The following is a 25,375-nucleotide window of genomic DNA, read 5'->3' as shown; positions in this document are numbered from 1 at the left end:
GGGCCGCCCGGGAGTTGTCCACAGGCCGTGCCGCTGCGCGACACTGGACCGGTGAGCACCCCCGAGACCGCCCCCGCCCCGCTGCGCCTCGGCACCCGCGGCAGCGCCCTCGCGACGACGCAGTCCGGCCTGGTCGCGCGCCGGCTGGAGGAGCTGCTGGGCCGGCCGGTCGAGCTGGTGCGCATCCGCACGGAGGGTGACGTGAAGACGGGCTCGCTCGCCTCGCTGGGCGGCACGGGCGTGTTCGTCACCGCGCTGCGGGAGGCGCTGCTCGACGGGCGCTGCGACGTGGCCGTGCACTCGCTCAAGGACCTGCCGACGGCGCAGCCCGCCGAGCTCACGATCGTCACCCCGGAGCGGGAGGACCCGCGCGACGCGCTGTGCGCCCGCGACGGCCTCACGCTCGACACCCTGCCCCGAGGCGCCCGCGTCGGCACCGGCTCCCCGCGCCGGGCGGCGCAGGTGCAGGCCGCGCGGCCCGACGTCGAGCTGGTGGACATCCGCGGCAACGTCGAGACCCGCCTGGCCCGCGCGCTCGGCCCGGACGCCGACCTCGACGCCGTCGTGCTCGCGCTCGCCGGCCTGTCCCGGCTGGGCCGCACCGAGGTGGTCTCGCAGGCGCTCGACCCGGTCGTCGTGGCCCCCGCCCCCGGGCAGGGCGCCCTCGCCGTCGAGGCCCGCACCGCCGACCTGGCGCCCGGCACCCCCCTGGCCGACGCGTTCGCCGCCCTCGACCACCGTCCGACCCGGCTCGCCGTGCTGGCCGAGCGCGCGGTGCTCGCGCGGCTCGAGGCCGGGTGCGCGGCGCCGGTCGGCGCGCACGCCCGCGTCGAGGCGGGCGAGCTGCAGCTCACCGCCGTCGTCGCGCGCGTCGACGGGACCGAACAGCTCACGCACAGCGCGTCGGCGGCCCTCGCCGCGGACGCCGGCCCCCGCGACCAGGCTGCGCAGGACGACGCCGCGACCGCCCTGGGCGTCCGCGTGGCCGAGTCGCTGCTCGCCGACGGCGCGGCCCGCCTCGCGCCGCTGGTGGGCGGCACGGGCGAGCCCCGCACCGGGGAGGACGACGACGTCGCGCCGCGGTCCGACGTCGAGCCCCTGCACACCCCCACCGGCACCGACGACCCGGAGGGCGCGTGACCTCCGAGGACGCCACCCCCGCCACCTCGCCCCCGGCGAGGTCCGTCCTCGTGGCGCGCGCGCCGGAGCGCGGCGCCGGCCTCGTGGCACGGCTGCGCGACCTGGGGCTGGAGGTCGTCGCGGCCCCCGTGATCGAGCGCGCGCCGGCGGACGACCTCGCCCCGCTCGACGACGCCGTCCGCGGCCTGGCCCGGGGCGCCTACGTCTGGGCGGTCGTGACCAGCGTCAACGCCGTCGACGCGCTCGCCGACGCCGCCGCCCGGACCGGCACGAGCCTCGCGGAGACCCCCGCGCGATGGGCCGCCGTCGGGCCCGCGACGACCCGTGCCCTCGCCGCGGTCGGCGTCACGACCGACCTCGTGCCCGAGGACGACGCCACCGCCGCCGGCCTGGTCGCGGCGTTCCCCGACCCGGCCGTCACGGACCCGGAGACACCGGCCGTGCTGCTGCCGCTCGGCGACCTCGCCCGCCCGACCCTCGACGACGGGCTCGCCGACCGCGGCTGGGCGCCGCACGTCGTGACGGCGTACCGCACCGTGCGCCACGCGCTGCCCTCGGACCTCGCGGAGCGCGCCCGCGCCGGCGGCTTCGACGTCGTCGTCGTCTCGTCCGGCTCCGTGGCGCGCGAGATCGCCGCGCAGGCGGGCACCGGCACGCCCGTCGTCGCCATCGGCACGCCCTCGGCCGACGCCGCCCGCGACGCCGGGCTGCACGTCGCCGCGGTCGCGGCGCACCCCACCGACGACGCGCTCGCCGCCGCCGTCGAGCGGGCGCTGTCAGGGCTCGCACCGTCAGACCCGGCACTGTCAGACACTCGGCCCACGGGAACGAACCGTGCGCCCGACACCTCAGCGAAGGAGCACCCGTGAGCACCTCGGGCACCGGCATCGTGTACCGACCGCGCCGCCTGCGCACCACCCCCCGGATGCGGCGCCTGGCCGCCGAGACCCGCCTGCACGCGGCGGACCTCGTGCTGCCGCTGTTCGTCAAGGAGGGCCTGGCCGAGCCGGCGCCGATCACGTCGATGCCCGGCCAGGTGCAGCACACCGAGGCCACGCTGCGCGACGCCGTCGCGGGCGCGGCACGCGCGGGCCTGGGCGGCGTCATGCTGTTCGGCATCCCCGCCGAGCGCGACGCGACGGGCACCGCCGGCGACGACCCCGACGGGATCCTCCAGCGCGGCATCCGCGTCGCGCGCGAGGCCGTCGCCGCCGTCGAGGCAGAGGTTCCAGCGGGCTCGTCCGGGCGCCCGGGCCCCGTCGTCATGGCGGACACGTGCCTGGACGAGTTCACCGACCACGGCCACTGCGGCGTGCTCGCCGCCGACGGCTCCGTGGACAACGACGCGACCCTCGACCGGTACGCGGCGATGGCCGTCGCCCAGGCGCGGGCGGGCGCGGAGGTCGTGGCGCCCTCCGGGATGATGGACGGCCAGGTCGCCGTCATCCGGGACGCGCTCGACGACGCGGGCTTCGACCAGGTGAGCATCCTCGCGTACAGCGCGAAGTACGCGAGCGCGTTCTACGGCCCGTTCCGCGAGGCCGTCGACAGCTCCCTCCAGGGGGACCGCCGCACGTACCAGATGGACGCCGCCAACGCCCGCGAGGGCCTGCGCGAGGCGGACCTCGACCTCGCCGAGGGCGCGGACATGGTCATGGTGAAGCCGGCCGGGACGTCGCTCGACGTGCTGCGCTCCGTCGCGGACCGGTCCGACGTGCCGGTCGCGGCGTACCAGGTCTCGGGCGAGTACGCGATGATCGAGGCGGCCGCCGCGAACGGCTGGATCGACCGGAAGGCCGCCGTGCTCGAGTCCGTGACCGCCATCAAGCGCGCCGGCGCCGACGTCGTCCTCACCTACTGGGCCAACGAGATCGCGGAGTGGATCAAGTGACCGCAAGCACGCACACCACCGACAACCACGCCGCGTTCCTGCGCGCCCAGGCCGCCATCCCCGGGGGCGTGAACTCCCCCGTCCGGGCGTACGGCTCGGTGGGCGGCGACCCGCGGTTCCTCGCGAGCGCGCGCGGCCCGTACGTCACGGACGTCGCGGGGCGCGAGTACGTGGACCTCGTCTGCTCGTGGGGGCCGGCGCTGCTGGGCCACGCGCACCCCGAGGTCGTCGCGGCCGTGCAGGACGCCGCGGCGCGCGGCCTGTCGTTCGGCGCGCCCACGGTGGCCGAGGTGGAGCTCGCGGAGGAGATCCGCCGCCGGGTGCCCGTCGCGGAGCGCGTGCGCCTCGTCTCCACGGGCACCGAGGCGACGATGACGGCCGTCCGCCTGGCGCGCGGCGTCACCGGTCGCCCGCTCGTCGTGAAGTTCGCCGGCTGCTACCACGGCCACGTCGACGCGCTGCTGGCGGAGGCCGGGTCGGGCGTCGCGACGCTCGCCATGCCGGGCACCGCCGGGGTCACCGAGGCGTCGGCGGCCGAGACCCTCGTGCTGCCGTACAACGACCTCGCCGCCGTCGAGGCCGCGTTCGCGCAGCACGGCTCGCGCATCGCCGCCGTCATCACCGAGGCGAGCCCCGCCAACATGGGCGTGGTGCCCCCGGCCGAGGGGTTCAACGAGGGGCTGCGCCGCGTCACGCGCGCGCACGGCGCCCTGTTCGTCATGGACGAGGTGCTCACCGGCTTCCGCGTCGGCCCGTCCGGCTGGTGGGGGCTGGAGAACGCCCGGATCCGTCGCGAGGGCGGCGAGGGGTACACCCCCGACCTGATCACCTTCGGCAAGGTCGTGGGCGGCGGTATGCCCGTGGCGGGGCTGGGCGGCCCGGCGTCGATCATGGACCAGCTCGCCCCCACCGGACCCGTCTACCAGGCGGGCACGCTCTCCGGGAATCCGGTGGCCGTCGCCGCCGGCCTCACGACGCTGCGCCTGGCCGACGACGGCGTCTACGCGCGGGTCGACGCCGTCGCGGACACGATCGCCACCGCGCTCGGCGACGCCCTGTCCGCCGAGGGCGTGGAGCACCGGGTGCAGCGCGCCGGCTCCCTCTTCTCGACGTTCTTCGGGCCGTTCGCCGCCGCCGAGGGCGTCCGCGACTACGCGCAGGCCCAGGCGCAGGAGGCGTACCGCTACCGCGCGCTGTTCCACGCCCTGCTCGACGCGGGCGTCAACCTGCCGCCGTCGGTCTTCGAGGCGTGGTTCGTCTCCGCCGCGCACGACGACGACGCCGTGAACCGCATCCTCGACGCCCTGCCGGCCGGCGCCCGCGCCGCCGCGGCGGCGACCGCCTGACCGACGGTGGACACGACTCCGGCGCCCCGGTCGACCGCGACCGGGCGGACCGTGCTGCTGGTGATCGACCTGCAGGTCGGGGTGCTCGACGGGTGCCTCGACGCCGACGGCGTCGTGCGCCGCACGGCCGCGCTGGTGGACCGCGCACGCCGTGAGGGCACCCCGGTGGTGTGGGTGCAGGACCACGGCGACCTGCCCGAGGGCACCCCGGGCTGGCGGCTCGCCGCGCCCCTCGAGCGAGCCCCCGGCGAGCCCCTGGTGCGCAAGGCGTACCGCGACGCGTTCGCGGGCACGGATCTCGACGTCGTGCTGCACGACCTCGCCGCGACGCGCCTCGTCGTCGCCGGGGCGCAGTCCGACTACTGCATCCGGACCACCACGCAGGCTGCCGCCGCCCGCGGTCTCGACGTCACCCTGGTGAGCGACGCCCACACGACGACCGACGCCGTGTGGGAGGGCGTCGCCGTCCCCGCCAGGCACATCGTCGCCCACACGACCCTGTACTTCTCCGGGCTGCGGTACCCGGGCCGCTCGCACGGCGTCGCCCCGCACGACCAGGTCGCGCTGCACGGCTGACCGCGCGGGGGCCCGTCAGGGGGCGAGCGCCTTGTCCACCGTGCGCATCAGCTGCTGCACGACGTCGTGGCGCGACTCGTGACCCTCGCGCAGCGTCTCCCAGGCCAGGTAGAGCTGCGCCCAGATCGTGCCGATCACCCACGCCGGGCTGAGCTCGGGGTCGAGGCTGCCGTCGGCGCGCCCGCGCTCGACCAGCGCGACCATCGGGTCGTCGTCCGCGCACCCGTCGGCGGGGCCGTCGGGCACCACCTCCGTGAACAGCAGCGTGAGGTGGTCGCCGAGCAGCAGGTACTCGGGGCAGAGCCGGCGCAGCGCCTCGCGGGCGGTGCCCTGGTCGAGCCGGGCGCGGTCGTGGGCCTCCTCCAGCCGCGCCGCGGTCTCGGCGCCGACGGCCTCGAGCAGGTCGGAGCGCTCGGGGAAGTAGCGGTGCAGCGTGGTGCGGCCGACCCCTGCGGCGTCGGCGACCTGCCCGAGGGCCACCCCGGGGTCGCGCGCGAGCTGGGTCACCGCGGCCTCGACGATCGCTCGGCGCGTGCGCGCGCGGGCTCCTGTCTCGACGTCCTGCACCTCCGTCATGCGGCGAACGCTACACCCGTGGAATGGAATAGTGCTTGACCGGGTTGGAACACTCGTGTTCCACTTTGGAATCCGGCCGACCGCAGCGAACCGCCGCCAGTACCGTCAACCAGGGTTGACGAGACCGAGGAGCGTCAACGATGGTTGACAGTATGACCGCCACCGCACCCCCGACCCCCGAGACGTCCGGCCGCGAGCGCCTGCGCATCCTGCTCGGCTTCGTGCGCCCGCACCGCCGCACCCTCGCGCTCGGGCTGGTGCTCGGCCTGCTGGCCACCGCGATGAGCCTCGCCACCCCGATGGTCACCAAGTGGGTGCTCGACACCCTGTCGACCGGCGCGTCGCTGGGCGGGCCGGTCGCCTGGCTGCTCGCGCTCATGGTCGTCGGCTCCGTCGTGGGGCTGTTCCAGTGGATCCTGCTGGGCCGCCTCGCGGAGGACGTCGTCTACGAGGCCCGGTCGTCGATCGTCACGCGCTACCTGCGGGCCAAGGTCGGCGCCATCACGTCCAAGCCGGCCGGCGAGCTCGTCACCCGGGTCACCTCCGACACCCTGCTGCTGCGCGAGGCGACGTCGAACAGCCTGGTCAGCCTCGTCAACGGGTTCATCTCGCTGGTCGGCACGCTCGTGCTCATGGCGGTGCTCGACCTCACGCTGCTCGGCTCCACCGTCGTGGCGATCGTCGTCGTGGCCGTCGCGATGGGCCTGCTCCTGCCCGGCATCGGCAAGGCGCAGCACCGCACGCAGGAGGCGGTGGGCCGCCTGGGCGGCGCCGTCGAGGGCGCGGTGCGCGCCGTGCGCACGGTCAAGGCCAGCGGGGCCGAGGAGCGCCAGGGGACGAAGATCCTCGGCGACGCGCGGGAGGCGCGGAAGCACGCGGTGACGGCGGTCAAGACCGAGGCGGTCGCGTGGACCGTCTCGTGGGGCGGCATCCAGCTCGCCATCATCGTGATCCTCGGGCTGGGCGCCTGGCGCGTCTCGCAGGACCTGCTCGCCGTCTCCAGCCTCGTGGCCTTCCTGCTCTACGCGTTCAACATCGTGGGGCCGATCTCGGAGCTCACCCAGGCGTTCACCACCCTCCAGTCCGGCCTCGCCGCGGCGGAGCGGATCCGGGAGGTCGGGACGATGGAGCTCGAGGAGGACGACGCCGCGCGTCCGGCCGTCGCGCCGCGCGCCGCGGGGGCCGCGCACCACGACGGCGACGACGACCGGGACCGACCGGCCAGGCCGGTCCTCGTGCTCGACGGCGTCACGGCGGGCTACGCCGAGGACACGCCGGTGGTGCACGACGTCACGCTCGAGGTGCCGCGCCGCGGGCACGTGGCGCTCGTCGGCCCCTCCGGGGCGGGCAAGACGACGCTGCTCTCGCTGCTGCTGCGCTTCCTCGAGCCGACCGGCGGCGAGGTGCGGCTCGACGGCGTGCCGTACCGCGACCTGACCCACGCGCAGGTGCGCGCCCGGTTCGCCTACGTGGAGCAGGAGACGCCGGTGGTGCCGGGCACCATCCGGGAGAACCTGCTGTTCAGCCGCCCCGACGCCACCGACGACGAGGTGCGCGCGGTGCTCGAGGCGGTGCGCCTGGCCGCCGACCTCGACGCCCTGCCCGACGGCCTGGACACCTCCCTGGTGTCGTCGGCCGTCTCGGGCGGGCAGCGGCAGCGGATCGCCCTGGCGCGCGCGCTGCTCAAGGAGCCGGACGTGCTGCTGCTCGACGAGGCGACGTCGCAGGTGGACGGCCTCACCGAGGCGGCGATCCACGACGCGATCCGCGCGCACACCCGGCACGGCGCCGTCGTGACCGTCGCGCACCGGCTGTCCACGGTGCTCGACGCCGACCGGATCCTCGTCATGGAGGGCGGCCGCGTGCGCGCGAGCGGCACCCACGAGGAGCTGCACGCCACGGACGAGCTGTACCGCGACCTGGTGGCGGCGCTGCGCATCGCCGTCGACGCCGAGCCCGCCCCCGCCGCCTGACAGCACCCGCGGCGGGGCGCTGACCGGCCGCGATGCCGGGATGTATGCGCAGTCACTATCGTGGGACCGCTCGCACGGCCGTGCGGGCGACGCATGCGGTCAAGGAGTTCCGGTGGCGAAGGCCCCCACGGTGTACGACGTCGCGCAGCGCGCGGGGGTCTCGATCGCGACGGTCTCGCGGGTGCTGCGCCGCCCCGACGACGTGCGCGAGCGCACCCGCACGGTGGTGCACGAGGCGATCCGCGAGCTGGGTTACGTGCCGTCCGGCGCGGCGCGCGGGCTGGCGGCGCGCTCGACGGGCGTGCTGGGCCTGTGCTTCCCCGACGTCGACGGCATCGACGAGGTCGCCGACCTGCCCGACCCGGTGCGGGTGGGCGAGGCGGTCGAGGTGGTGCGCGACGTCGGCGGCCCGGTGACCGCGCGGTGGAGCAACCTGTACCTGGGCGAGGTGATGCGCGGCGCGGAGCTGGAGGCGTGGCGCACCGGCCACGCGGTGATGATCGGCGTGGCGCGCGGGCTGCGCCGCGCACAGGCGGTCAACGAGCTCGCCGGCCGCGTGGACGGCCTGGCGGTGCTGTCGAAGTCGGTGCCCGACGACCTGCTGGCGCACATCGCACGCCGGGTCCCCGTCGTCGTGATGGCCGGTCCGCCGCAGGACGACGCCTACGACCACATCTCGGTGGACAACCGCGCGGGCACCCGCGCCCTGGTGGACCACCTGATCGCCGACCACGGCCTGCGCGACCTCGCGTTCGTGGGCGGGCCGTTCGACTCCCCCGACGCGCACGAGCGCTTCCAGGGCTTCCGCGACGCGCTCGCCGCGGCGGGGCTCGAGGTGCCCGACGAGCCGGCCGCCCGCAGCGACTTCACGCGGGCCGGGGCGCGCGACCTCGCCCGCACGATGCTCGCGGCCCACGTGACCGGCCGCGGCACGGGGACCACCGGGCACGCGCTCCCCCGCGCGCTGGTGTGCTCCAACGACCAGACGGCGCTCGGTTTCCTCGACGTGCTCACCGAGGCGGGCGTCGACGTCCCGGGCGACGTCGTCCTCACCGGGTTCGACGGCATCGACGCCACGCAGGCCTCGATCCCCCGGCTCACCACGGTGAGCCAGCCGATGGTCGAGCTCGGGCGCGCGGCGGTGGAGCTGCTCCGCACCCGGCTGGCCGACCCGTCGTCGCCGGCGGCCACGGTGAACCTGCCCGTGCGCGTGCTGCTGCGCGAGAGCTGCGGCTGCTCGTGACCCCTGCCGCCCGGGAGGGCCACGGAGCACGTCCGGGCCACTGGCCACACGGTTTGCCGCTCCGAAATGTATGCGCATACACTCGCCGGGACGTCGCACGCCGACCCCGGCGTGCGCGGGCCCTCACAGGAGAGGCCTCGACGAAGAGGAGTGGATGTCCATGACGCGCACAGCGCGCTCGGGGCGGCGCCTGGCCGCCATCGCGGCCACCGTCGCGGTGCTGGCCACGGCGGCCTGCTCGGCACCGGTGCAGAACAAGGGGGACGACGGCGCCGCTGGTGGCGCGACGTCGATGCTCATCGCGGCCGACAACGGCTCGCCGACGTTCGACCGGAACTTCAACCCGTACTCGTCCGGCAAGCGCAACACGACGACGTACATGTACGAGCCGCTGGTCATCATCAACGAGATGAGCGGCGAGGAGACCCCCTGGCTCGCCACGGGGTACGAGCAGCCCGACGCGAAGACCGTCGTCTTCACCATCCGTGACGGCGTGACGTGGTCCGACGGCGAGCCCCTCACCGCCGAGGACGTCAAGTACTCCTTCGACCTCGTCAAGAAGCACCCCGAGATGGACCTCAAGGGCGCGTGGTCGCACCTGAAGTCGGTCGAGGTGGACGGCACGACCGTCGTCGCGCACCTGCAGACCGAGGACGTCCCCGCCGCGAAGATCCTCGCCCAGCAGCTCATCGTGCCGGAGCACATCTGGTCCGAGGTCGACGACCCGGTCACCTGGACCAACGAGGAGCCCGTCGGGTCCGGCCCCTACACGCTCGGCGAGTTCACGCCGAACCAGTACACGCTGAAGAAGAACGCGTCGTACTGGCAGGCGGACAAGGTGGCCGTCGAGGAGCTCGTGCAGCCCGCCGCCAACTCCGAGCTGGACATCGTCAACAACGGCTACGACTGGGCCTACGCGTTCATGAGCGACGTCGAGGACACCTGGGTCAAGGCCGACCCCGAGAACAACACCTACTGGTTCCCGGCGGGCGCGGCGATCTCCCTCATCCCGAACATGACGAAGGCCCCGTACGACGACGTCGACTTCCGCAAGGGCATCGCGCTGGCCCTGGACAAGCAGGTCATCGCCGACAAGGCCGAGCAGGGCTACGTCGACCGGGCCAGCCAGACCGGCCTCATGCTGCCCAACCAGGAGGCGATCCTCGACACGTCGATCCCGAACCAGGGGTACATCGACCAGGACACGGACGCCGCCCTCGCGTCGTTCGAGAAGGCCGGGTACACGAAGAAGGGCGACAAGCTCGTCGACTCGTCCGGCAAGCCGCTGAAGATCACGATCACGACCCCGAACGGCTGGTCGGACTGGCTGCAGGGCGTCGAGCAGGTCAAGGGCCAGCTCACCGCGATCGGCATCGACGTCAGCGTCGTGCAGCCGCAGGCCGCCGCGTACCAGAAGGAGCTCCGCACGGGCGACTTCGACATGATCATGGGCACCGTCGGCGGCACCGGGCAGCCGTTCCAGGACTACAACGGCCTCATGGGCTCGGAGTTCCTGCTGCCCGTCGGCAAGACCTCCGCCGGCAACTTCGGCCGCTTCGAGTCGAAGGAGGCCGACGAGCTCCTCGCCGAGCTCAAGGTGACCACCGACGAGGCGAAGCAGCTCGAGATCACGCACCAGCTCGAGCAGATCACGTACGAGCAGCTGCCGATGATCGCCCTGTTCTACGGCGGCTCGTGGGGCCTGTTCTCGAACAAGAACTTCACCGGCTGGCCCAGCGCGGACGACCCCTACGCCTCCCCCAAGACGTGGGACTCCACCCCGCTGCTGATCCTCACGCACCTCAAGCCCGCCCAGGGCTGACCCCCGCGCGCCGGCCGGGCCCGACGACCGTCGTCAGGCCCGGCCGGCACCCCCTGCCCCACCGAACCGACCGACCCGGAGGCTCCGTTGCGCTACGCGCTCCGCAAGCTCGGCCTGCTGGTCCTCACGCTGTGGGCGGCGGTGACGCTGAACTTCGTCATCCCGCGCCTCATGCCCGGCTCCCCCGCTGACGCGGCCATCGCCAAGCTCGCCCAGAACGGCCCCGTGACGCCGTCGGTGCAGGCGGCGATCGAGGCCCAGCTCGGCGTGCCCGGCGGCAGCATCTGGGACCAGTACGTCACGTACCTGAACAACGTCATCCACCTCGACTTCGGGGTGTCGTACACCTTCTTCCCGCAGCAGGTCTCCGAGCTCGTGGCCGGCGCCCTGCCCTGGACGCTGATCATGGTCGGCGCCGTCACCGTCGTGGCGTTCGTGCTCGGCACCCTGATCGGCATCGGGGCGGCCTGGAAGCGCGGCACCTGGATGGACTCCCTGCCCACGGTGGCCGGCAGCTTCCTCTCCGCGTTCCCCTACTTCTGGACCGCGCTCCTCATCGTCTTCTTCCTCGGCTACGTGCTCGGCTGGTTCCCCACCTCGGGCGCCTACTCCGCCACCGCGGTGCCGAACCTGTCGTGGGAGTTCCTCGGCGACGTGCTGTACCACGCGGCCCTGCCCGCGGTGACGATCCTCATCACGTCGCTCGGCGGCTGGATCCTCGGCATGCGCAACACGATGATCAACACGCTCGGCGACGACTACGTGACGTTCGCCGAGGCCAACGGCCTGCGCGGCCGCACCGTCGCGATCCGCTACGCCGCCCGCAACGCGATCCTGCCGAACCTCACCGGCTTCGGCATGGCCCTCGGCGGCGTCGTCGGCGGGTCCCTGCTCGTGGAGCAGGTGTTCGCCTACCCCGGCGTCGGCTACCTGCTGTTCAACGCCGTCACCAACCAGGACTTCCCGCTGATGCAGGCGCTCTTCCTCATGATCACCGTGAGCGTGCTGCTCGCGAACTTCCTGGTGGAGATCCTCTACGGCGTCCTCGACCCCCGAACGAGGCGGTGACCCCGATGGCTGACCCGACCACCACGACCACCGCGACGATCCCGGACCCCGAGGGCCCCGCCCCCGAGTCCGTGCAGGGCCCCTCCCGGCCCGCCCGCACCCGCCTCGGCCGCACCGGCCAGGTGCTCGGCCGCGCGTTCGCGACCGTCTGGGCCAACCCCAAGGCCCGCGTGGGGCTCGTCATCCTGGGGATGTTCGTCCTCATGGCGATCTTCGCTCCGCTGCTGGCGCCGTACTCCCCGCACGACGACTCGTTCGCCCGCAACGAGCCCGGCAGCGCCGCGCACTGGCTCGGCACCACGGGCGCCGGCGAGGACGTGCTGTCCCAGGTGATCTACGGCGCCCGCGTCTCGCTGCTGGTCGGCTTCGTCGCCGGCGGCCTGTCGACGCTCGTCGCCGTCGTCATCGGCCTGTCGTGGGGCTACCTGCGCGGCTGGGGCAACGACGTCGTCAACTTCCTCGTCAACCTGTTCCTCGTGATGCCGGGCCTGCCGCTGATGATCATCATCGCGGCGTACCTGCAGAACGGCGGGCTGCCGATGATCATCCTGGTCGTCGTCATCACCGGCTGGGCCTGGGGCGCCCGCGTGCTGCGCTCGCAGACGCAGTCCCTGCGCTCGCGCGACTTCGTCACGGCGGCGATCTTCTCCGGCGAGAGCTCGGCCCGCGTCATCTTCCGCGAGATCCTGCCGAACATGACCTCGATGATCGCGGGGTCGTTCTTCGGCGCCGCGACGTCGGCGGTGCTCGCCGAGTCCGGCCTGTCGTTCCTCGGCCTGGGCGACATGGCCACCGTGAGCTGGGGCTCGATGATCTTCTGGGCCCAGAACTCGATGGCGATCCTCACCGGCCAGTGGATCCTCCTGTTCGCCCCGGGCCTGTGCATCGCGCTGCTGGCGACCTCCATGACCCTCGTGAACTTCGGCGTCGACGGGTTGTCCAACCCGCGCCTGCGGGAAGGGACCGGCCGATGAGCCTGCTCGAGATCCAGGACCTGTCCGTCGTCTACGAGCCCCGCGGGGCCACCCCGACGCACGCCGTCAAGAACGCGAACCTCACCCTGGAGCAGGGCGAGTTCGTGGGCCTGGTCGGCGAGTCCGGCTCCGGCAAGTCGACGCTCGGCTTCGCGATCACGCGGCTCGCCAAGGCCCCCGCGCGCATCTCCGGCGGGCGCATCGTGTTCGACGGCACCGACATCGCGCACCTGGACGCCGAGGAGCTGCGCGCGCAGCGCCGCGGCGGGTTCGCGATGGTGCTCCAGTCGGGCATGAACGCGCTCAACCCGGTGCGCAGCATCGCGAACCACTTCGGCGACATCTTCGCCGCGCACGGTCACGTGCCGAAGGGGAAGCGCCGCCAGCGCGCCGTCGAGCTGCTCGACAAGGTGCAGCTGCCCTCCACGGTGCTCGACCGCTACCCCGGCGAGCTCTCCGGCGGCATGCGCCAGCGCGTCTCGATCGCGCTCGCCCTGTCTCTCGAGCCGCGGCTGATGGTGTTCGACGAGCCCACCACGGCCCTCGACGTGCTGGTGCAGCACGCGGTCATGGACACCATCCGCGAGCTGCAGGCCGCGGAGGGCTTCACCGCCGTGCTCATCTCGCACGACCTCGGCGTGGTGCTGGAGTCGGCGGAGCGCGTCGTCGTCATGCACGACGGCGAGATCGTCGAGGACGGCGCGTCGCGGCAGATCTTCTCCGCGCCCGCCCACCCGTACACGCAGATGCTGCTGAGCCACTACGCCGACCCGCGGGCCGAGGTCGTGGAGCTGCCCGGCTTCGAGCGCAAGGCGCCGGCCGCCGGGCGCGCGAGCGGGGACGGCGAGGCCCGCACCGGCGATCACGAGGGGCGGGCCGCCGCCCACGACGCGATCGTCGTCGACCACGTGTCGAAGGTGTACCCGCCGCCGCGCCGCGGCGAGCAGGCCGTCACCGCCGTCGACGACGTCTCGTTCCGGCTGGAGCCGGGAGCGGCGATGGCTCTGGTGGGCCAGTCGGGCTCCGGCAAGTCGACCATCGCGAAGATGGTCACCGGCGTGGAGCGGCCGACGTCGGGCACCGTGACCTTCGGCGACCTGCGGGTCGACCGGCTGCGCCGGCGCCGGCTCAAGACGTTGCACGCCGACGTCCAGATGGTCTTCCAGGACCCGTACTCGGCGCTCAACCCGCTGCACACCGTGGAGTACACGCTCACCCGGCCGGTGGAGAACTTCACCGCGCTCAAGGGCGAGGCCGCGCGCGAGCGCGTGCTGGAGCTGCTGGAGACCGTGGGCCTCACGCCCGTCGAGCAGTACGCGGCCAAGCTGCCGCACCAGCTGTCGGGCGGGCAGCGCCAGCGCGTCGTCGTCGCGCGCGCCCTGGCCTCGAACCCGCAGGTGCTCATCGCCGACGAGCCGGTCTCCATGCTCGACGTGTCGCTGCGCGCCGGCGTGCTCAGCCTGCTGGAGGACCTGCGCGCCGACCTCGGCGTCTCGCTGCTGTACATCACGCACGACCTGCTGTCGGCGCGCGTCGTGACCGACCAGATCATGGTGCTGCACCACGGCAAGGTCGTGGAGTCCGGCGGCACCACCCAGGTGCTGCGGTTCCCCGAGGACGCGTACACGACGCGGCTGCTGGACGCGATCCCGCAGCCCGCGCGCCGCTTCTCCGACGGGGCTGCGTCGTGACGGCGCCCGCCTCGACGGCCGTCCGGCCGGGCACGCCGTTCTCGGTGCTGCCGCTGCCGGACGGCGTCGAGCCGCTGGTGCTCGACGTGCCGGTGGGGCCGCTCACCGCGCTCCGGTCGGTCGTGCCGGCCGGCGTGGAGCGCCGCGCGGTGGCCCTGCTCGTGCCCGGGTTCACCGGGTCGCGGGAGGACCACCGGCTGCTGCTGCCGCTGCTGGCCGACCGCGGCGTCGAGGCGTGGACGTACTCCCAGCGCGGGCAGGCCGACTCGGCCGCCCCGCGCGGGGTGGGCGCGTACCGCCGCGACGACTTCACGGGCGACGCGCTCGCCGTCGCGGCCGTCGTGACCGCGGCGGCCGGGATCGAGCCCGGCGCCCTGCACCTGCTGGGGCACAGCTTCGGCGGCACGGTCGCGGCGGCCACCGTCGTGCGCGACGCCGCGCCGTTCGCCAGCCTGACGATGCTCTGCTCGGGCCCGCACGGCTGGCCCGGGCGCAAGGACGCCGAGCGCGACCGGCTGCTCGCCGCCGCCGGGCTGGTCGACCTGTGGACGCTCGACAACCCCGGGCTCGCCCGACGGCTGGCCGAGGACCCGCAGGAGCTGGCCGACCTCGACGTCGACGCCCGCTTCCACCGGGACCGCTCGGTCGCGACCAGCGTGGACAACCTCCTGGGCGCCATCGACGTCCTCGCCGACGTCCGCGACGTCACGCCCGACCTGGCCGCCACCGGCCTGCCGGTGCTGGTCGCGCACGGCGTGGACGACGCCGCGTGGCCGCAGCCGTGGCAGCGCGCCATGGCCGAGCGGCTCGCCGCCCGCTACGCCGTCGTCGACGGCGCCGGGCACCTGCCCAACGTCGAGAACCCCGCCGCGACGGCGGACCTCCTGGCCGGCTTCTGGACCACCACCCGCTGAACCACCACTCCGCGCCGGGCCGCCGCGCCCGCGCCTCTTTGCACCGCACCACAACGTAAGGACCATCCCGTGCTGCACTTCCCCGAGGGCTTCCGCTGGGGCGCCGCCACCGCGGCCCACCAGATCGAGGGCAACAACGTCTCCAGCGACTGGTGGGTGCGCGAGCACGCCGCCGGCACGTCGATCGTCGAGCCCAGCGGCGACGCCGCGGACAGCTACCACCGCTACCGCGAGGACATGACGCTCCTGCGCGACGCCGGCCTGGACACCTACCGCTTCTCCATCGAGTGGGCGCGGATCGAGCCCGAGGAGGGCTTCGTCTCCCGCGCCGAGATCGCGCACTACCGCCGCATGGTGGAGACGTGCCTCGAGCTCGGCATCACGCCGATGGTCACGCTCATGCACTTCACCGTGCCGCGCTGGTTCTACGAGGAGGGCATGTGGCGCTCGCCGAAGGCGGCGGACCGCTTCGCCCGCTTCACCGAGCTCGCCCTGCCGATCCTCGGGAACGACGTCGACTACGTCTGCACCATCAACGAGCCGAACATCGCCGCGATGATCGCGGGCGGCGAGGACCCGGCCAACCTGGTCGCGTACGGCCTGCCCGACCCCGACCTCCAGGTCGCGGACACGCTGCTCGAGTGCCACACCCGCTCTCGGGAGATCCTCGCCGGCGTCGGCGGCATCAACTCGGGCTGGACCGTCGCGACGCAGGACTTCCAGCCGGAGCCCGGCTGCGAGGACGTGGCGCACGAGTACGGCCACCAGCGCGACGACTGGTACCTCGAGGCCGCCCGCGGCGACGACTGGGTGGGCGTCCAGGCCTACACCCGCACGATCATCGGCCCCGACGGCCCGCGCCAGGTGCCCGACGGCGTCGAGACCACGCTGACCGGCTGGGAGTTCTACCCCCTCGCCCTGGAGCACGGCGTCCGCGCCGCGTGGGAGAAGACCGAGGGCGTCCCCGTGTTCGTCACCGAGAACGGCATGGCGACCCAGGACGACGCGCGTCGCATCGACTACACCGAGGGCGCGCTGGCCGGCCTGCACTCCGCCATCTCCGACGGCGTCGACGTGCGCGGCTACCTGCACTGGAGCCTGCTGGACAACTACGAGTGGGCCTCCGGGTTCCGCCCGACCTTCGGCCTCGTCGAGTTCGACAAAGAGACGTTCGAGCGCCGCGCGAAGCCGTCGCTGGGCTGGCTCGGCTCCGTCGCACAGGCGAACGGCCTGACCGTCCGCTGACCTCCGCCGAGGTAGTTCCGCACTCCGCGAGGTAGTTCCGGGATCCGCGAGGTAGTTCCGGACTCCGCGAGGTAGTTACGGGATCCGCGAGGTAGTTCGCATCCCGGCGAGGTAGTCGACTACCTCGCGGGATCTCGAACTACCTCGGCAAGTCTCGAACTACCTCGCGGAATTCTGGACTACCTCGCGGCCGGCTGAACTACCTCGGCACGCCCGCCCCCGACGGAAGACTCTGCGCCATGACCGACCTGCCGTTCCGCGACCCGTCCCTGTCCCCCGCCGAGCGCGTGGACGACCTGCTGCGCCGCATGACGCTGCCCGAGAAGGTGGGGCAGATGCTGCAGCTCAACGCGATGGACGACCTCGAGGACATCGTCGTCGGGCGGCTGGCGGGGTCGATCCTGCACGCGTCGCCGTCGCGCGTCGTCGAGGCGATCGAGCTGGCGCGCGGCACGCGGCTGGCGATCCCGCTGCTGGTGGCCGACGACGCCATCCACGGGCACGGGTTCTTCCCCGGCGCGACGGTCTTCCCCAGCCAGCTGGGGATGGCGGCGACCTGGGACCTCGACCTGGTGGAGCGGGCGGCGCGGGCGACGGCGGTCGAGGCGGCCGCAACCGGCCTGCACTGGACGTTCTCCCCCGTGCTGTGCGCGACGCGCGACCTGCGCTGGGGCCGCGTCAACGAGACGTTCGGCGAGGACCCGTACCTCATCGGGGAGCTGGGCGCCGCGATGGTGCGCGGCTACCAGGGCGACGGGCTGACCGACCCCACCGCCGTCCTGGCGACGGCGAAGCACTTCGCCGGCTACTCCGAGACGCAGGGCGGCCGCGACGCCACGGAGGCCGACCTCACGCCGCGCAAGCTGCGGTCCTGGTTCCTGCCGCCGTTCGAGCGCGTGGTCCGCGAGGGCGTGCGCACCGTGATGATCGGCTACCAGGCCATCGACGGCGTCCCGATCACCACGAGCCGCTGGCTGCTGCAGGGCGTGCTCAAGGACGAGTGGGGCTTCGACGGCACCCTCGTCACCGACTGGGACAACGTGGGCCGCATGGTGTGGGAGCAGTTCGTCAGCCCCGACCACGCCGCCGCGTCGGCCGCCGCCGTCGGCGCCGGCAACGACGTGATCATGGCGACGCCGAGGTTCTTCGAGGGCGCGCAGGAGGCCGTCGCCGACGGCCGGATCGACGTGGCACGGCTCGACGACGCGGTACGGCGCGTCCTGCGCCTCAAGGTCGACCTCGGGCTGTTCGAGGACCCGCGCGCGCCCGTCGCCGAGCGCATCGAGGCGGTCGTCGGGTCCGCCGCGCACCGCGACCTGGCGCTCGACGTCGCGCGCGGCTCCCTCGTGCTGCTGGAGAACGACGGCACGCTGCCGCTCGACCCGGCCCGCCCGCACCGCGTCGCCGTCGTGGGGCCGAACGCCGACGACCCGCACGCCCAGCTCGGCGACTGGGCGGGCGCGTCGGGCCAGGTGAGCTGGATCCGCGACGGCCACCCGCGCGAGCTGACCGAGACGGTGCTGGACGGGCTGCGCGCCGTCGCGCCGGCGTCGTGGGAGGTCACCTACGCCCGGGGCGCGAACGTCGTGGAGCTGGGCCCCGACCCGGACGGCACCCACTACCCCGACGGGCAGCCCCGGCCGCCGGCCGCGCTGCCCGCCCCGTCCGACCCGGCCCTGCTGGCCGAGGCGGAGGAGGCGGCCCGCGCCGCGGACGTCGTCGTCGCCGTGCTGGGCGACGAGGTCGCGCTCGCCGGCGAGGGGAAGTCCACCGCCACCCTGGAGCTCCAGGGCGGCCAGGTGGAGCTGCTGGAGCGGCTGGTCGCGACCGGCACGCCCGTGGTCGTCGTCCTCGTCGCCTCCAAGCCGCTCGTGCTGCCCGCGGCCGTGGCCGAGGCCGCCGCCCTGGTGCACGCCGCCAACCCCGGCATGCGCGGCGGCCGGGCCGTCGCGGAGCTGCTGCTCGGGCTGGTCGAGCCGACCGGCCGCCTGCCGATCTCCTACGCCCTGCACGCCGGGCAGCAGCCCGTCTTCTACCACCAGGTGCGCGGCCAGCACGGCACGCGGTACGCCGACCTCACGCAGCGCCCGCCGTACGTGTTCGGCGAGGGCCGGTCGTACACGACCGTCGAGTACTCGGGTCTCGTGCTGGACGCCGCCGACGTGGCGGCCGACGGCGTGGTGCGCGGCCGCGTCACCGTGGCCAACACCGGCCCCCGCCCGGCGGTCGAGACCGTGCAGGTCTACGTGAGCGACAAGGTCACGTCGGTGACGTGGGCCGACCGCGAGCTCAAGACGTTCCGCCGCGTGCCGCTGGCGCCCGGCGAGCGCGTCGTCGTCGAGGTCGAGGTGCCCGCCACGGACTGCACGATCGTCGACGCCGCCGGCCGCCGCGTCGTCGAGCCCGGCGAGTTCGAGCTGCTCGTCGGTCCGAGCTCGCGCCGCGACGACCTCCTGGTCGCTCCCTTCCGCATCTCCTGACGGCTTCCGGCGCGGGGCCTCCTCGTCGGCGCGGTCAGCCCTCCCGGCGGCGCCGCGCGGCGGCGAGCAGCGCGAGCCCGACACCGGTCACGACCAGCGCCGCGATCGCCCACCCGACCACCTGCGCGCCCGTGACCGGCAGCGGCCCGGACGCCGACGGGGGCGCGGTCGTCGTGCCACCGGGGTCCCCGGGGCCGGGCGGCACCGCGGGGGCGCCCGACGTGGGGCCGGGCGACGACGGCACGCCGGACGGGCTGGGCGAGGGGCTCGGGGACGCGCTCGGCGACGGGCTCGGCTCCACGATGAGGATCTGCGCCTCGTCGGTGTCGTTGGGTTCGACCGTGTCCGGCTCGTCGTGGGTGACGACGCCGTCCACGGGCAGCACGTCGCCGGGGCTGCCGGTCGCCGTCCCGACGACCCGGTACACGACCGCCTCGCCCGGCGCGAGGTCCCCGACGTCGAGCGTCAGCGAGCCGACCACCCCGTCGGGCGGCTGTGGCCTCCCGGCCGGCCAGGACACCGCCACCCCGCTGTAGTCCGTGAGCCCGGGCGGCACGTCGAGCACGGCCACGACGTCGGTGGCGTCCCCGGGCCCCTCGTTGCGCACCGTCGCGGTGAGCTCCGCACGCTCGCCGGACAGGTGGGTCTGCGTGGGCGGCGACAGCACCAGCGAGACGTCGGTGCCCGGCGGCGCGACGACCTCGCCGCAGCTCTCGCCCTCGTTGTCCGCGGCGGCCGGGTCGAGGGAGCCGGAGCCGACCAGCGCCGAGTTGCACAGCTTCTCGCCCGCCTGGTCGGCGGCCACGTCGAACGTCACGAGCACCGACGCCGACTCCCCCACCGGGATCCGGCCCACCGGACAGCGCACGATCGTCTCGGTGTCGCCGTTCGGGAGGCCGTGCGTCTCCGGGACGGGACAGTCGGCGCCGCCCTCGAGCTCCGCGGACACGAACGTCATGCCGCCGGGCACGGTGTCCGACACGACGACGTCCTCGGCGACGGACGGCCCGGCGTTGCGCATCGTCAGCCGCCACGTCGCCGGGCTCCCGGCGACCATCGGGTGCGGTTCGACGAGGTCCTTGACGAGGCTGGTGTCCGAGACGTGCTGGACGGTCAGCGTCAGCGGGGCCTCGTTGTCCTCCTCCGTGGTCTCCGGCGTGTCCGAGCGGATCACCGCCCGCCCGGAGTAGCTGCCCGCGGGGGTGTCGCCGGGGACGTGCACGGTCACGACGTTGGTGGTCGCGCCCCCTGCCTCCCACCGCGCCCCGGGCGTCAGGGGCTCGCAGTGCAGCACGTACCGGAAGTCCTCCCACGACGCCGTCGTGGGGTCGTCGGGCGGCGTGCGGTTCCAGGTGCAGTCGTTGAACGGCACGTCGACGCTGTCCGCGTAGGGCACGAACCCGGGCGGGAAGACGGTGTCGCCGTTCGTCCCGTCGGCGGTGGACGGGCCGTTGTTCACGGCGAAGCCGGTGAACGTCACGTCCTGGCCGGCCGCCGGCGTCAGCGTGCTCGCGGAGGCGGAGATACCGAGGTTCGTCACGCGCCGCACGTCGACGTCGGCCGTGGCGGTGTTGTCGTCCGGCGCGGCCTCGTTCGCCAGCAGGCCGACCGTGGCGGTGTTCGTCGCCGTGCCCGCCGCCAACGTGTCCGGCGTCGAGGCCACCACGTGGATCGTGGCCGAGCCGCCCGCCGCGACCGCGCCCAGCCGGCACGCGATCTCCTGCCCGGGCCCGTCGGGCACCTGCGGCCGGGCCTCGGTCTCGTCCACCGGCGTCGTCTGCGGCGGCGTGCAGTCCGACAGGGCGTCCACCAGCGTGAACCCGGCCGGCAGGGAGTCGGTGACGACCGCGTGCTCCACGCCGGACGCCCCCGAGTTCACGACGGTCAGCGTGTACCCGACCGTACCGCCCGCGTTGACGGTGGCCGCGTCGGGCGTCTTGACCAGGTGGAGGTCGGCGATCTCGACGACGTCGACCGCGGCGGCGTCCTGCACGCTCGTCGCGCCGCCGGCCAGCGGGGTGCCGGTGGTGGCCGTGGCGGTGTTCGGCACCTGCTCGGCGAACCGGTCGCCCCCGTTGAGGTTGTTGGCGTCCGGGTCCAGCGTGCCGTGCACGGTGACGACCACCGGGGCGGGCGCGGTCGCCCCCGACCAGCCGTGCACCGTGCCGAGCGAGCACGAGAGCGCGCTGCGCACGCCCCCGCCCGGCTCCACCACGGGGGTGATCGTGCAGGTTCCGCTGCCGGTGCTGGCCCCGGTGGCGACGAAGCCGAGCGGCAGCAGGTCCTCGACGACGACGTCCTGCGCGTCCGCGTAGCCCGCGCCGGGCCGGGCGGCCTCGGGCACGGCGACCGCGATGCGGTAGGTGAAGGCGCCGCCGGCCACGAACGAGTCGTGCGTGCCGGTGGCCTCGTCCGGGTTGGGGACGGTGCCGGTCGCCGTCTTGGTGACGGCCAGGTCGGTCACGGGGGCGCCCACGACGGTGGACGCCTGCTGCGTGTTGTTCGTGAGGTCGGTGTCCGGGGTGGAGCTCGAGACCTGCGCCGTCTTCACGTAGGTGCCCGGGTCGACGTAGCTCGCCACCTCCAGGACGTAGTCGATGTCGACCGACTCGCCGGGCGCGAGGTCACGGCCGTCCAGGGTGCAGACGATCTCCCGTGCCGTCGCGGTGCAGTCCGTGGGCAGCGTCCCGGGGTCCACGAGCACGCCGTCCTCGGTGCGCTCGATGCGCAGGGTCACGTCGCGGGCGACCGACGGCCCCTCGTTGGACACCGTGAGGTGGACCCGGCGATGGGTGCCGGGGCCGGTCGCGTCCGGGTCCACGGGCTCGACGGAGAGCCCGGTGACCGCCACGTCCGCCTCGGCGACCACGGTGCTGGACGCCTGCGCGCTGTTGTTCGCCAGGTTGTTGTCGGGGTTGGTCTCCATGTTCCCCGTGACGACCGTGGCCGCGTTCACCAGCGTGGCCCCGGCCGCGACGTCCGGCGCCACGTCGACCGTGACCTCGACCGTCGCCGACGTCCCGGCGTCCAGGTTGGCCCCCAGCTGGCAGGTGAGCGTCTGCCCGCTGGTGCCGCAGGTGACGCTCTGACCGCCGCCGGAGGTGACGGTCGCGCCCTGGAAGGTCATGCCGTCCGGCAGCGTGTCCGTGAGGACCGGGCGGAGGGCGGCGAGGTTCTCGGTGACGTCGGCGGGGTCGTTCGTGTTGGTCACGACGAGGTCGTAGGTGGCGGTGCCGCCGGCCGTCACCGTGGCGTCCGCCGTCTTGGCGAGCGACAGGTCCACGAACGGGAGCCCGCTGAGCGTCCACGACGCCTCGTCGTTCGACGGGTCGGTGTCCCCCGGCGCGTCGATCGTGACCGTCTGCACGACGTCCGGACCGCCCGCGAGCACCTCGTCGGCCTGCATCGCCACGGTGACGACGGCGGTCTCGCCGGGCGCGACCGGGCCGGGCACCGTGCACGTGAACCCGTCCGCGGTGACGTCCGCCGCGCACCCGGTGACGGGGTCCGCCCCGCGCAGGTCCAGCGCGTCCGGCAGGGCGTCGCTCACGTCGATGTCCCGCGCCGCGGACGGGCCGTTGTTGGTGATCGTGATCCGGTAGTCGACCGGCCGCGGCGCCTCGCCCGGCAGGGTCGTGCGGTTGGCCGTCTTGGTCACGGCGAGGTCGTACTCGGCGCGCACCGCGGTGTCGGACGTGGCGGTGTCGTTCCCGCCCGCCGGGTCGGTGGACGTGGACGTCGCCGTCGCGGTGTTGCGGAGCGTGCCGGTCGTCCCGGGCGCCACGAGGCCGGTCACCGTGATCGTCACCGCCGCTCCCGCCGTGCCCGCGCCGGCGGACGGCAGGGCGCCGACCGGGCACGTGACCGTCCGGTCCTCGACGGTGCACGCGTCGCCGCGGGACGTCGTCGCCCCGATGCCGGTGACCCCGTCGGGGACGGTGTCCGTGACCACCACCCCGGTCGCGTCCGCGGGCCCGTAGTTCGTAGCGGTCACCGTCCACGCGATGCTCCGGCCCGCCACCACGTCGGCCGGGCCCGCCTTGGTGACCCGGACGTCGGCCTCCGGGTCGCCCGCCGTCACGGTCGCCGTCGCGGTGTTGTCGCCGGTCGCCTGGTCGGGCGTCGCCGACGTCACGGTCGCCGTGTTGCCGACCGTGACGCCCTCCGTGAGGTTCGTCGCGAGCGTCCCCGTCACGGTCACGGTCGCCGTCGCGCCCGCGGGGAGCGTGTCGAGCGTGCAGGTCGCCCCGCGGCCGGTCGGCTCCTCGCACGCGGGGGCCGACCCGTCCGCCGACGTGATCGTCGCGCCGGTGAGCGTGGCCCGGCCGGCGTCGTCGAGCGCGTCGGTGATCCGCACGGCACGTGCGTCGGACGGCCCGGCGTTCGACACCCGAAGGGTCCAGGTCGTCTCGGCGCCCGGGCCGGCCGTCGTCGGGGACGCCGTCTTGGTGACCGACAGGTCGGCCCGCCGCGCGAGCGTGACGGTGGCGCCGGAGACGTTGTTCGCGGGCGTCGGGTCCAGGGACGACGTGCTCACCGTCGCGACGTTGGTCAGGGACGTCGCCGTCGAGCCCGACGACGTCGTGCCGGTGAGGGTCACGGACGCGGTCGCCCCGTCGGCGAGGTCACCGAGCGCGCAGCTCACGCTCCCGTCGGCCACGGAGCAGGTCCCGGCCGTGGACGTCGCGGTCACGCCGTCCCAGCCGGCGGGCACCGGGTCCGTGACCGTCACGTCCGTGGCGGCGTTCGGCCCGTCGTTGCGGACGACGAGCGTCGCGGTCACGTCCTGACCGACCGCCGCCGGGTCGGGGGACATCGTCTTGGTGACCGACACGTCGGCCTGCCGCGCCACGTCCACGCTCGCGGGCGGGGTCGTGTAGCGCGCCGCCGTCCCGGTGGTCGCCGTCGCGTAGTCGAGGTTCGCGAGGTTCGCGACGGTGGTCCCGCCCGCGTCGTCGTCCAGCGTCACCTGGAACGCGTAGGCGGGCGCCGCGCCGATGTCGACCGTGCCCCCGGCCGACGCCGTCGCCCCCGTCCCCACGCGGACGCGCACCGTCCGCCCGTCGACCTCACCCCGGTCGTCGCCCGCGCCGTCGGTGAGCCCGCCCGGCGGCGACACCGGCGACGCGAGGTAGCGCAACGACCCCGGCACGTAGGAGGTACCGGGCGGCAGGTCGTCCTCCGACACGGCGTCGACGGCGGGGTCCTGCCCCGTGTTGGAGTAGTGGACCGTGTACTCCAGCGTGTCGCCCGGGCGGGCCGGACTGTGCCCGCTGAGGTTCACGACCGTCTTGGCCGACGCCGTGAAGTCGGGGGCGTAGAGGTTGATCGCCAGGCCCACCACCCCCGGGTAGTAGACGTCCCCGTTGCTGGAGAACGTGAAGGTCGCGCTCGTGGCGCCGTTCGGGATCACCCCCGAGGCGCCGAGGTTCTTCACGTCGAACCCGAGCATGTTCCGGTGCGCGGGCGTGCGCGTGGCGACCGACGACCCGTTGGTGTCGTTGGTGGAGTCGAAGAAGTTGGAGCCCGGCGACGCCGCCGTCGCCAGCTGGGTGCTGTCGAGCCTCGTGTAGTCGCCGGTCTGCGACAGGTCGCCCTCGTAGGCCACCATCGTCAGCTGCGCGTCGACCGTGCCCGACCGGGGCGCGAGGAACCCCGAGACCTGCACCGACTGCGGGCTCCTGTTGCTCACGACGTCGAACCCGTCGAACACCGTGAGGTTGCGCAGCGGCAGGCCGGGGGCCGAGTACGCGACCGTGAGCGCCCAGCCGGCGTACCGGTCCTGCCCGGTCGCAGCGGCGACGTTCGCGCCCCAGTAGCTCCCGTTGCCCGCGGACCTGACGATCGCCGTGACGTCGGCGAACCGCTGGTACGCGCCGTAGCTCGAGGTGTTCGGGCCGAACTGGTCGCGGGCCGCCGTCGACGCCGCGACCGTGCGGTAGCCGGAGTCCCCGGGGGCGCGCAGCGACATCGCGCCGATCGCGCTCGCGGACGCGCTCTGCCCTCCGGCGCCGGCGTCCAGCCGCGCGCCCCAGTACAGGCCCGCCCACAGCACGGTCGCGCCCTCGGGCAGGTCGAGCCGGGACGCGGACGAGTTCGTCGTCCCGGACGTCCCGTCGGCGTCGAGCTGCGTCATGGTGAAGGCGTTGTTGTCCGCGGCCGCGCCGTTCTGCGCGCTCGTGCAGGACGAGGACGCGCTGCACGTCAAGAGGTTGTTGCCGACGGTCGTGAGCGCGCCGTTGGCGTTGGTCGAGAACTTGACCGTGAACGGCTGCGTGGGGGCCGCCGACGCGGGCGCCGCCGCGGGCAGCGTGAGGGTGACGAAGGCCAGCGCGAGCGCACCCAGGGCCGCAGCCGCACGCCGGATCGCAGTACCCATGCCGCCTCCGCCCTTCATGGCGAGACTAGGGGCAGGCGGCGGTGCAGGCGCGGGCAG

General features: G+C 74.3%; 16 protein-coding genes. 14 read left to right on the top strand and 2 right to left on the bottom strand.

What is annotated here, in order from left to right; all coding sequences use genetic code 11:
• Positions 1-51: 51 nt before the first annotated feature.
• Genes hemC through ACFQ80_RS07880 form a run of 5 tightly spaced genes read left to right on the top strand, consistent with a single transcriptional unit; the run spans position 52 to position 4,953 of the window.
• The gene (gene hemC, locus ACFQ80_RS07900; protein WP_430563260.1) at positions 52-1,140 is read left to right on the top strand and encodes a hydroxymethylbilane synthase; all 1,089 of its coding nucleotides are present in this window, start codon (positions 52-54) and stop codon (positions 1,138-1,140) included.
• On the top strand, positions 1,137-2,009 hold the full coding sequence (locus ACFQ80_RS07895; protein WP_430563259.1) for a uroporphyrinogen-III synthase: 873 nt from the start codon (positions 1,137-1,139) through the stop codon (positions 2,007-2,009). Before hemC ends, ACFQ80_RS07895 begins: the two co-directional genes overlap by 4 nt.
• A gap of 56 nt (positions 2,010-2,065) precedes the next feature.
• Complete coding sequence (gene hemB, locus ACFQ80_RS07890; RefSeq protein WP_430563275.1) at positions 2,066-3,031, top strand: porphobilinogen synthase; 966 nt, start codon at positions 2,066-2,068, stop codon at positions 3,029-3,031.
• Positions 3,019-4,377: a glutamate-1-semialdehyde 2,1-aminomutase gene (gene hemL / locus ACFQ80_RS07885; protein ID WP_430563258.1), complete on the top strand. Its 1,359-nt coding sequence runs from the start codon at positions 3,019-3,021 to the stop codon at positions 4,375-4,377. The genes hemB and hemL overlap by 13 nt, the downstream gene beginning before the upstream one ends.
• A 60-nt stretch (positions 4,378-4,437) precedes the next feature.
• Positions 4,438-4,953 carry an isochorismatase family protein gene (locus ACFQ80_RS07880; protein WP_430563257.1) on the top strand — a complete coding sequence of 172 codons (516 nt, stop codon included), beginning with the start codon at positions 4,438-4,440 and terminating at the stop codon, positions 4,951-4,953.
• 15 nt (positions 4,954-4,968) lie between these two features.
• Here ACFQ80_RS07880 and ACFQ80_RS07875 read toward each other — a convergent pair whose 3' ends face one another.
• The gene (locus ACFQ80_RS07875) at positions 4,969-5,529 is read right to left on the bottom strand and encodes a TetR/AcrR family transcriptional regulator (protein ID WP_430552340.1); all 561 of its coding nucleotides are present in this window, start codon (positions 5,527-5,529) and stop codon (positions 4,969-4,971) included.
• 140 nt (positions 5,530-5,669) lie between these two features.
• Between ACFQ80_RS07875 and ACFQ80_RS07870 the strand changes: the two genes are divergently transcribed.
• The 9 genes from ACFQ80_RS07870 to ACFQ80_RS07830 all read left to right on the top strand — a co-directional run bounded on the left by ACFQ80_RS07870 (position 5,670) and on the right by ACFQ80_RS07830 (position 18,939).
• Positions 5,670-7,502, top strand: coding sequence for an ABC transporter ATP-binding protein (locus ACFQ80_RS07870; protein WP_430563256.1), 1,833 nt, complete (start codon positions 5,670-5,672; stop codon positions 7,500-7,502).
• 112 nt (positions 7,503-7,614) lie between these two features.
• Positions 7,615-8,745: a LacI family DNA-binding transcriptional regulator gene (locus ACFQ80_RS07865; protein ID WP_430552342.1), complete on the top strand. Its 1,131-nt coding sequence runs from the start codon at positions 7,615-7,617 to the stop codon at positions 8,743-8,745.
• Between the two features lie 160 nt (positions 8,746-8,905).
• Positions 8,906-10,567 carry an ABC transporter substrate-binding protein gene (locus tag ACFQ80_RS07860; protein WP_430563255.1) on the top strand — a complete coding sequence of 554 codons (1,662 nt, stop codon included), beginning with the start codon at positions 8,906-8,908 and terminating at the stop codon, positions 10,565-10,567.
• Positions 10,568-10,654: 87 nt separating this feature from the next.
• On the top strand, positions 10,655-11,635 hold the full coding sequence (locus tag ACFQ80_RS07855; protein WP_429730146.1) for an ABC transporter permease: 981 nt from the start codon (positions 10,655-10,657) through the stop codon (positions 11,633-11,635).
• A 5-nt stretch (positions 11,636-11,640) separates the two neighbouring features.
• Entirely contained in the window at positions 11,641-12,609 is a 969-nt protein-coding gene (locus ACFQ80_RS07850) for an ABC transporter permease (RefSeq protein ID WP_430552344.1), read from the top strand.
• Complete coding sequence (locus ACFQ80_RS07845; protein ID WP_430563254.1) at positions 12,606-14,300, top strand: ABC transporter ATP-binding protein; 1,695 nt, start codon at positions 12,606-12,608, stop codon at positions 14,298-14,300. The genes ACFQ80_RS07850 and ACFQ80_RS07845 overlap by 4 nt, the downstream gene beginning before the upstream one ends.
• On the top strand, positions 14,297-15,214 hold the full coding sequence (locus tag ACFQ80_RS07840) for an alpha/beta fold hydrolase (RefSeq protein WP_430563253.1): 918 nt from the start codon (positions 14,297-14,299) through the stop codon (positions 15,212-15,214). Before ACFQ80_RS07845 ends, ACFQ80_RS07840 begins: the two co-directional genes overlap by 4 nt.
• Positions 15,215-15,283: 69 nt before the next feature.
• Positions 15,284-16,459 (top strand): glycoside hydrolase family 1 protein, encoded by a 1,176-nt coding sequence (locus tag ACFQ80_RS07835; RefSeq protein WP_430552347.1) that lies wholly within the window; start codon positions 15,284-15,286, stop codon positions 16,457-16,459.
• Positions 16,460-16,698: 239 nt separating this feature from the next.
• Entirely contained in the window at positions 16,699-18,939 is a 2,241-nt protein-coding gene (locus tag ACFQ80_RS07830) for a glycoside hydrolase family 3 N-terminal domain-containing protein (RefSeq protein WP_430563252.1), read from the top strand.
• Between the two features lie 34 nt (positions 18,940-18,973).
• On the opposite strand, the gene ACFQ80_RS07825 is transcribed toward ACFQ80_RS07830, so the two are convergent.
• Complete coding sequence (locus tag ACFQ80_RS07825; protein ID WP_430563251.1) at positions 18,974-25,318, bottom strand: hypothetical protein; 6,345 nt, start codon at positions 25,316-25,318, stop codon at positions 18,974-18,976.
• Between the last annotated feature and the right edge of the window lie 57 nt (positions 25,319-25,375).

The organism is Isoptericola sp. NPDC056578, assembly GCF_042793275.1.
Classification (GTDB): Bacteria; Actinomycetota; Actinomycetes; order Actinomycetales; family Cellulomonadaceae; genus Isoptericola.
This window is presented reverse-complemented; position numbering and strand designations above follow the sequence as displayed.

Excerpts from the sequence above, each read along its gene's own strand:
- hemB (WP_430563275.1), top strand. The coding sequence starts at position 2,066 with ATGCGGCGCCTGGCCGCCGAGACCCGCCTGCACGCGGCGGACCTCGTG.
- ACFQ80_RS07875 (WP_430552340.1), bottom strand. The coding sequence starts at position 5,529 with ATGACGGAGGTGCAGGACGTCGAGACAGGAGCCCGCGCGCGCACGCGC.
- ACFQ80_RS07870 (WP_430563256.1), top strand. The coding sequence starts at position 5,670 with ATGGTTGACAGTATGACCGCCACCGCACCCCCGACCCCCGAGACGTCC.
- ACFQ80_RS07860 (WP_430563255.1), top strand. The coding sequence starts at position 8,906 with ATGACGCGCACAGCGCGCTCGGGGCGGCGCCTGGCCGCCATCGCGGCC.
- ACFQ80_RS07850 (WP_430552344.1), top strand. The coding sequence starts at position 11,641 with ATGGCTGACCCGACCACCACGACCACCGCGACGATCCCGGACCCCGAG.
- ACFQ80_RS07845 (WP_430563254.1), top strand. The coding sequence starts at position 12,606 with ATGAGCCTGCTCGAGATCCAGGACCTGTCCGTCGTCTACGAGCCCCGC.
- ACFQ80_RS07830 (WP_430563252.1), top strand. The coding sequence starts at position 16,699 with ATGACCGACCTGCCGTTCCGCGACCCGTCCCTGTCCCCCGCCGAGCGC.
- ACFQ80_RS07825 (WP_430563251.1), bottom strand. The coding sequence starts at position 25,318 with ATGGGTACTGCGATCCGGCGTGCGGCTGCGGCCCTGGGTGCGCTCGCG.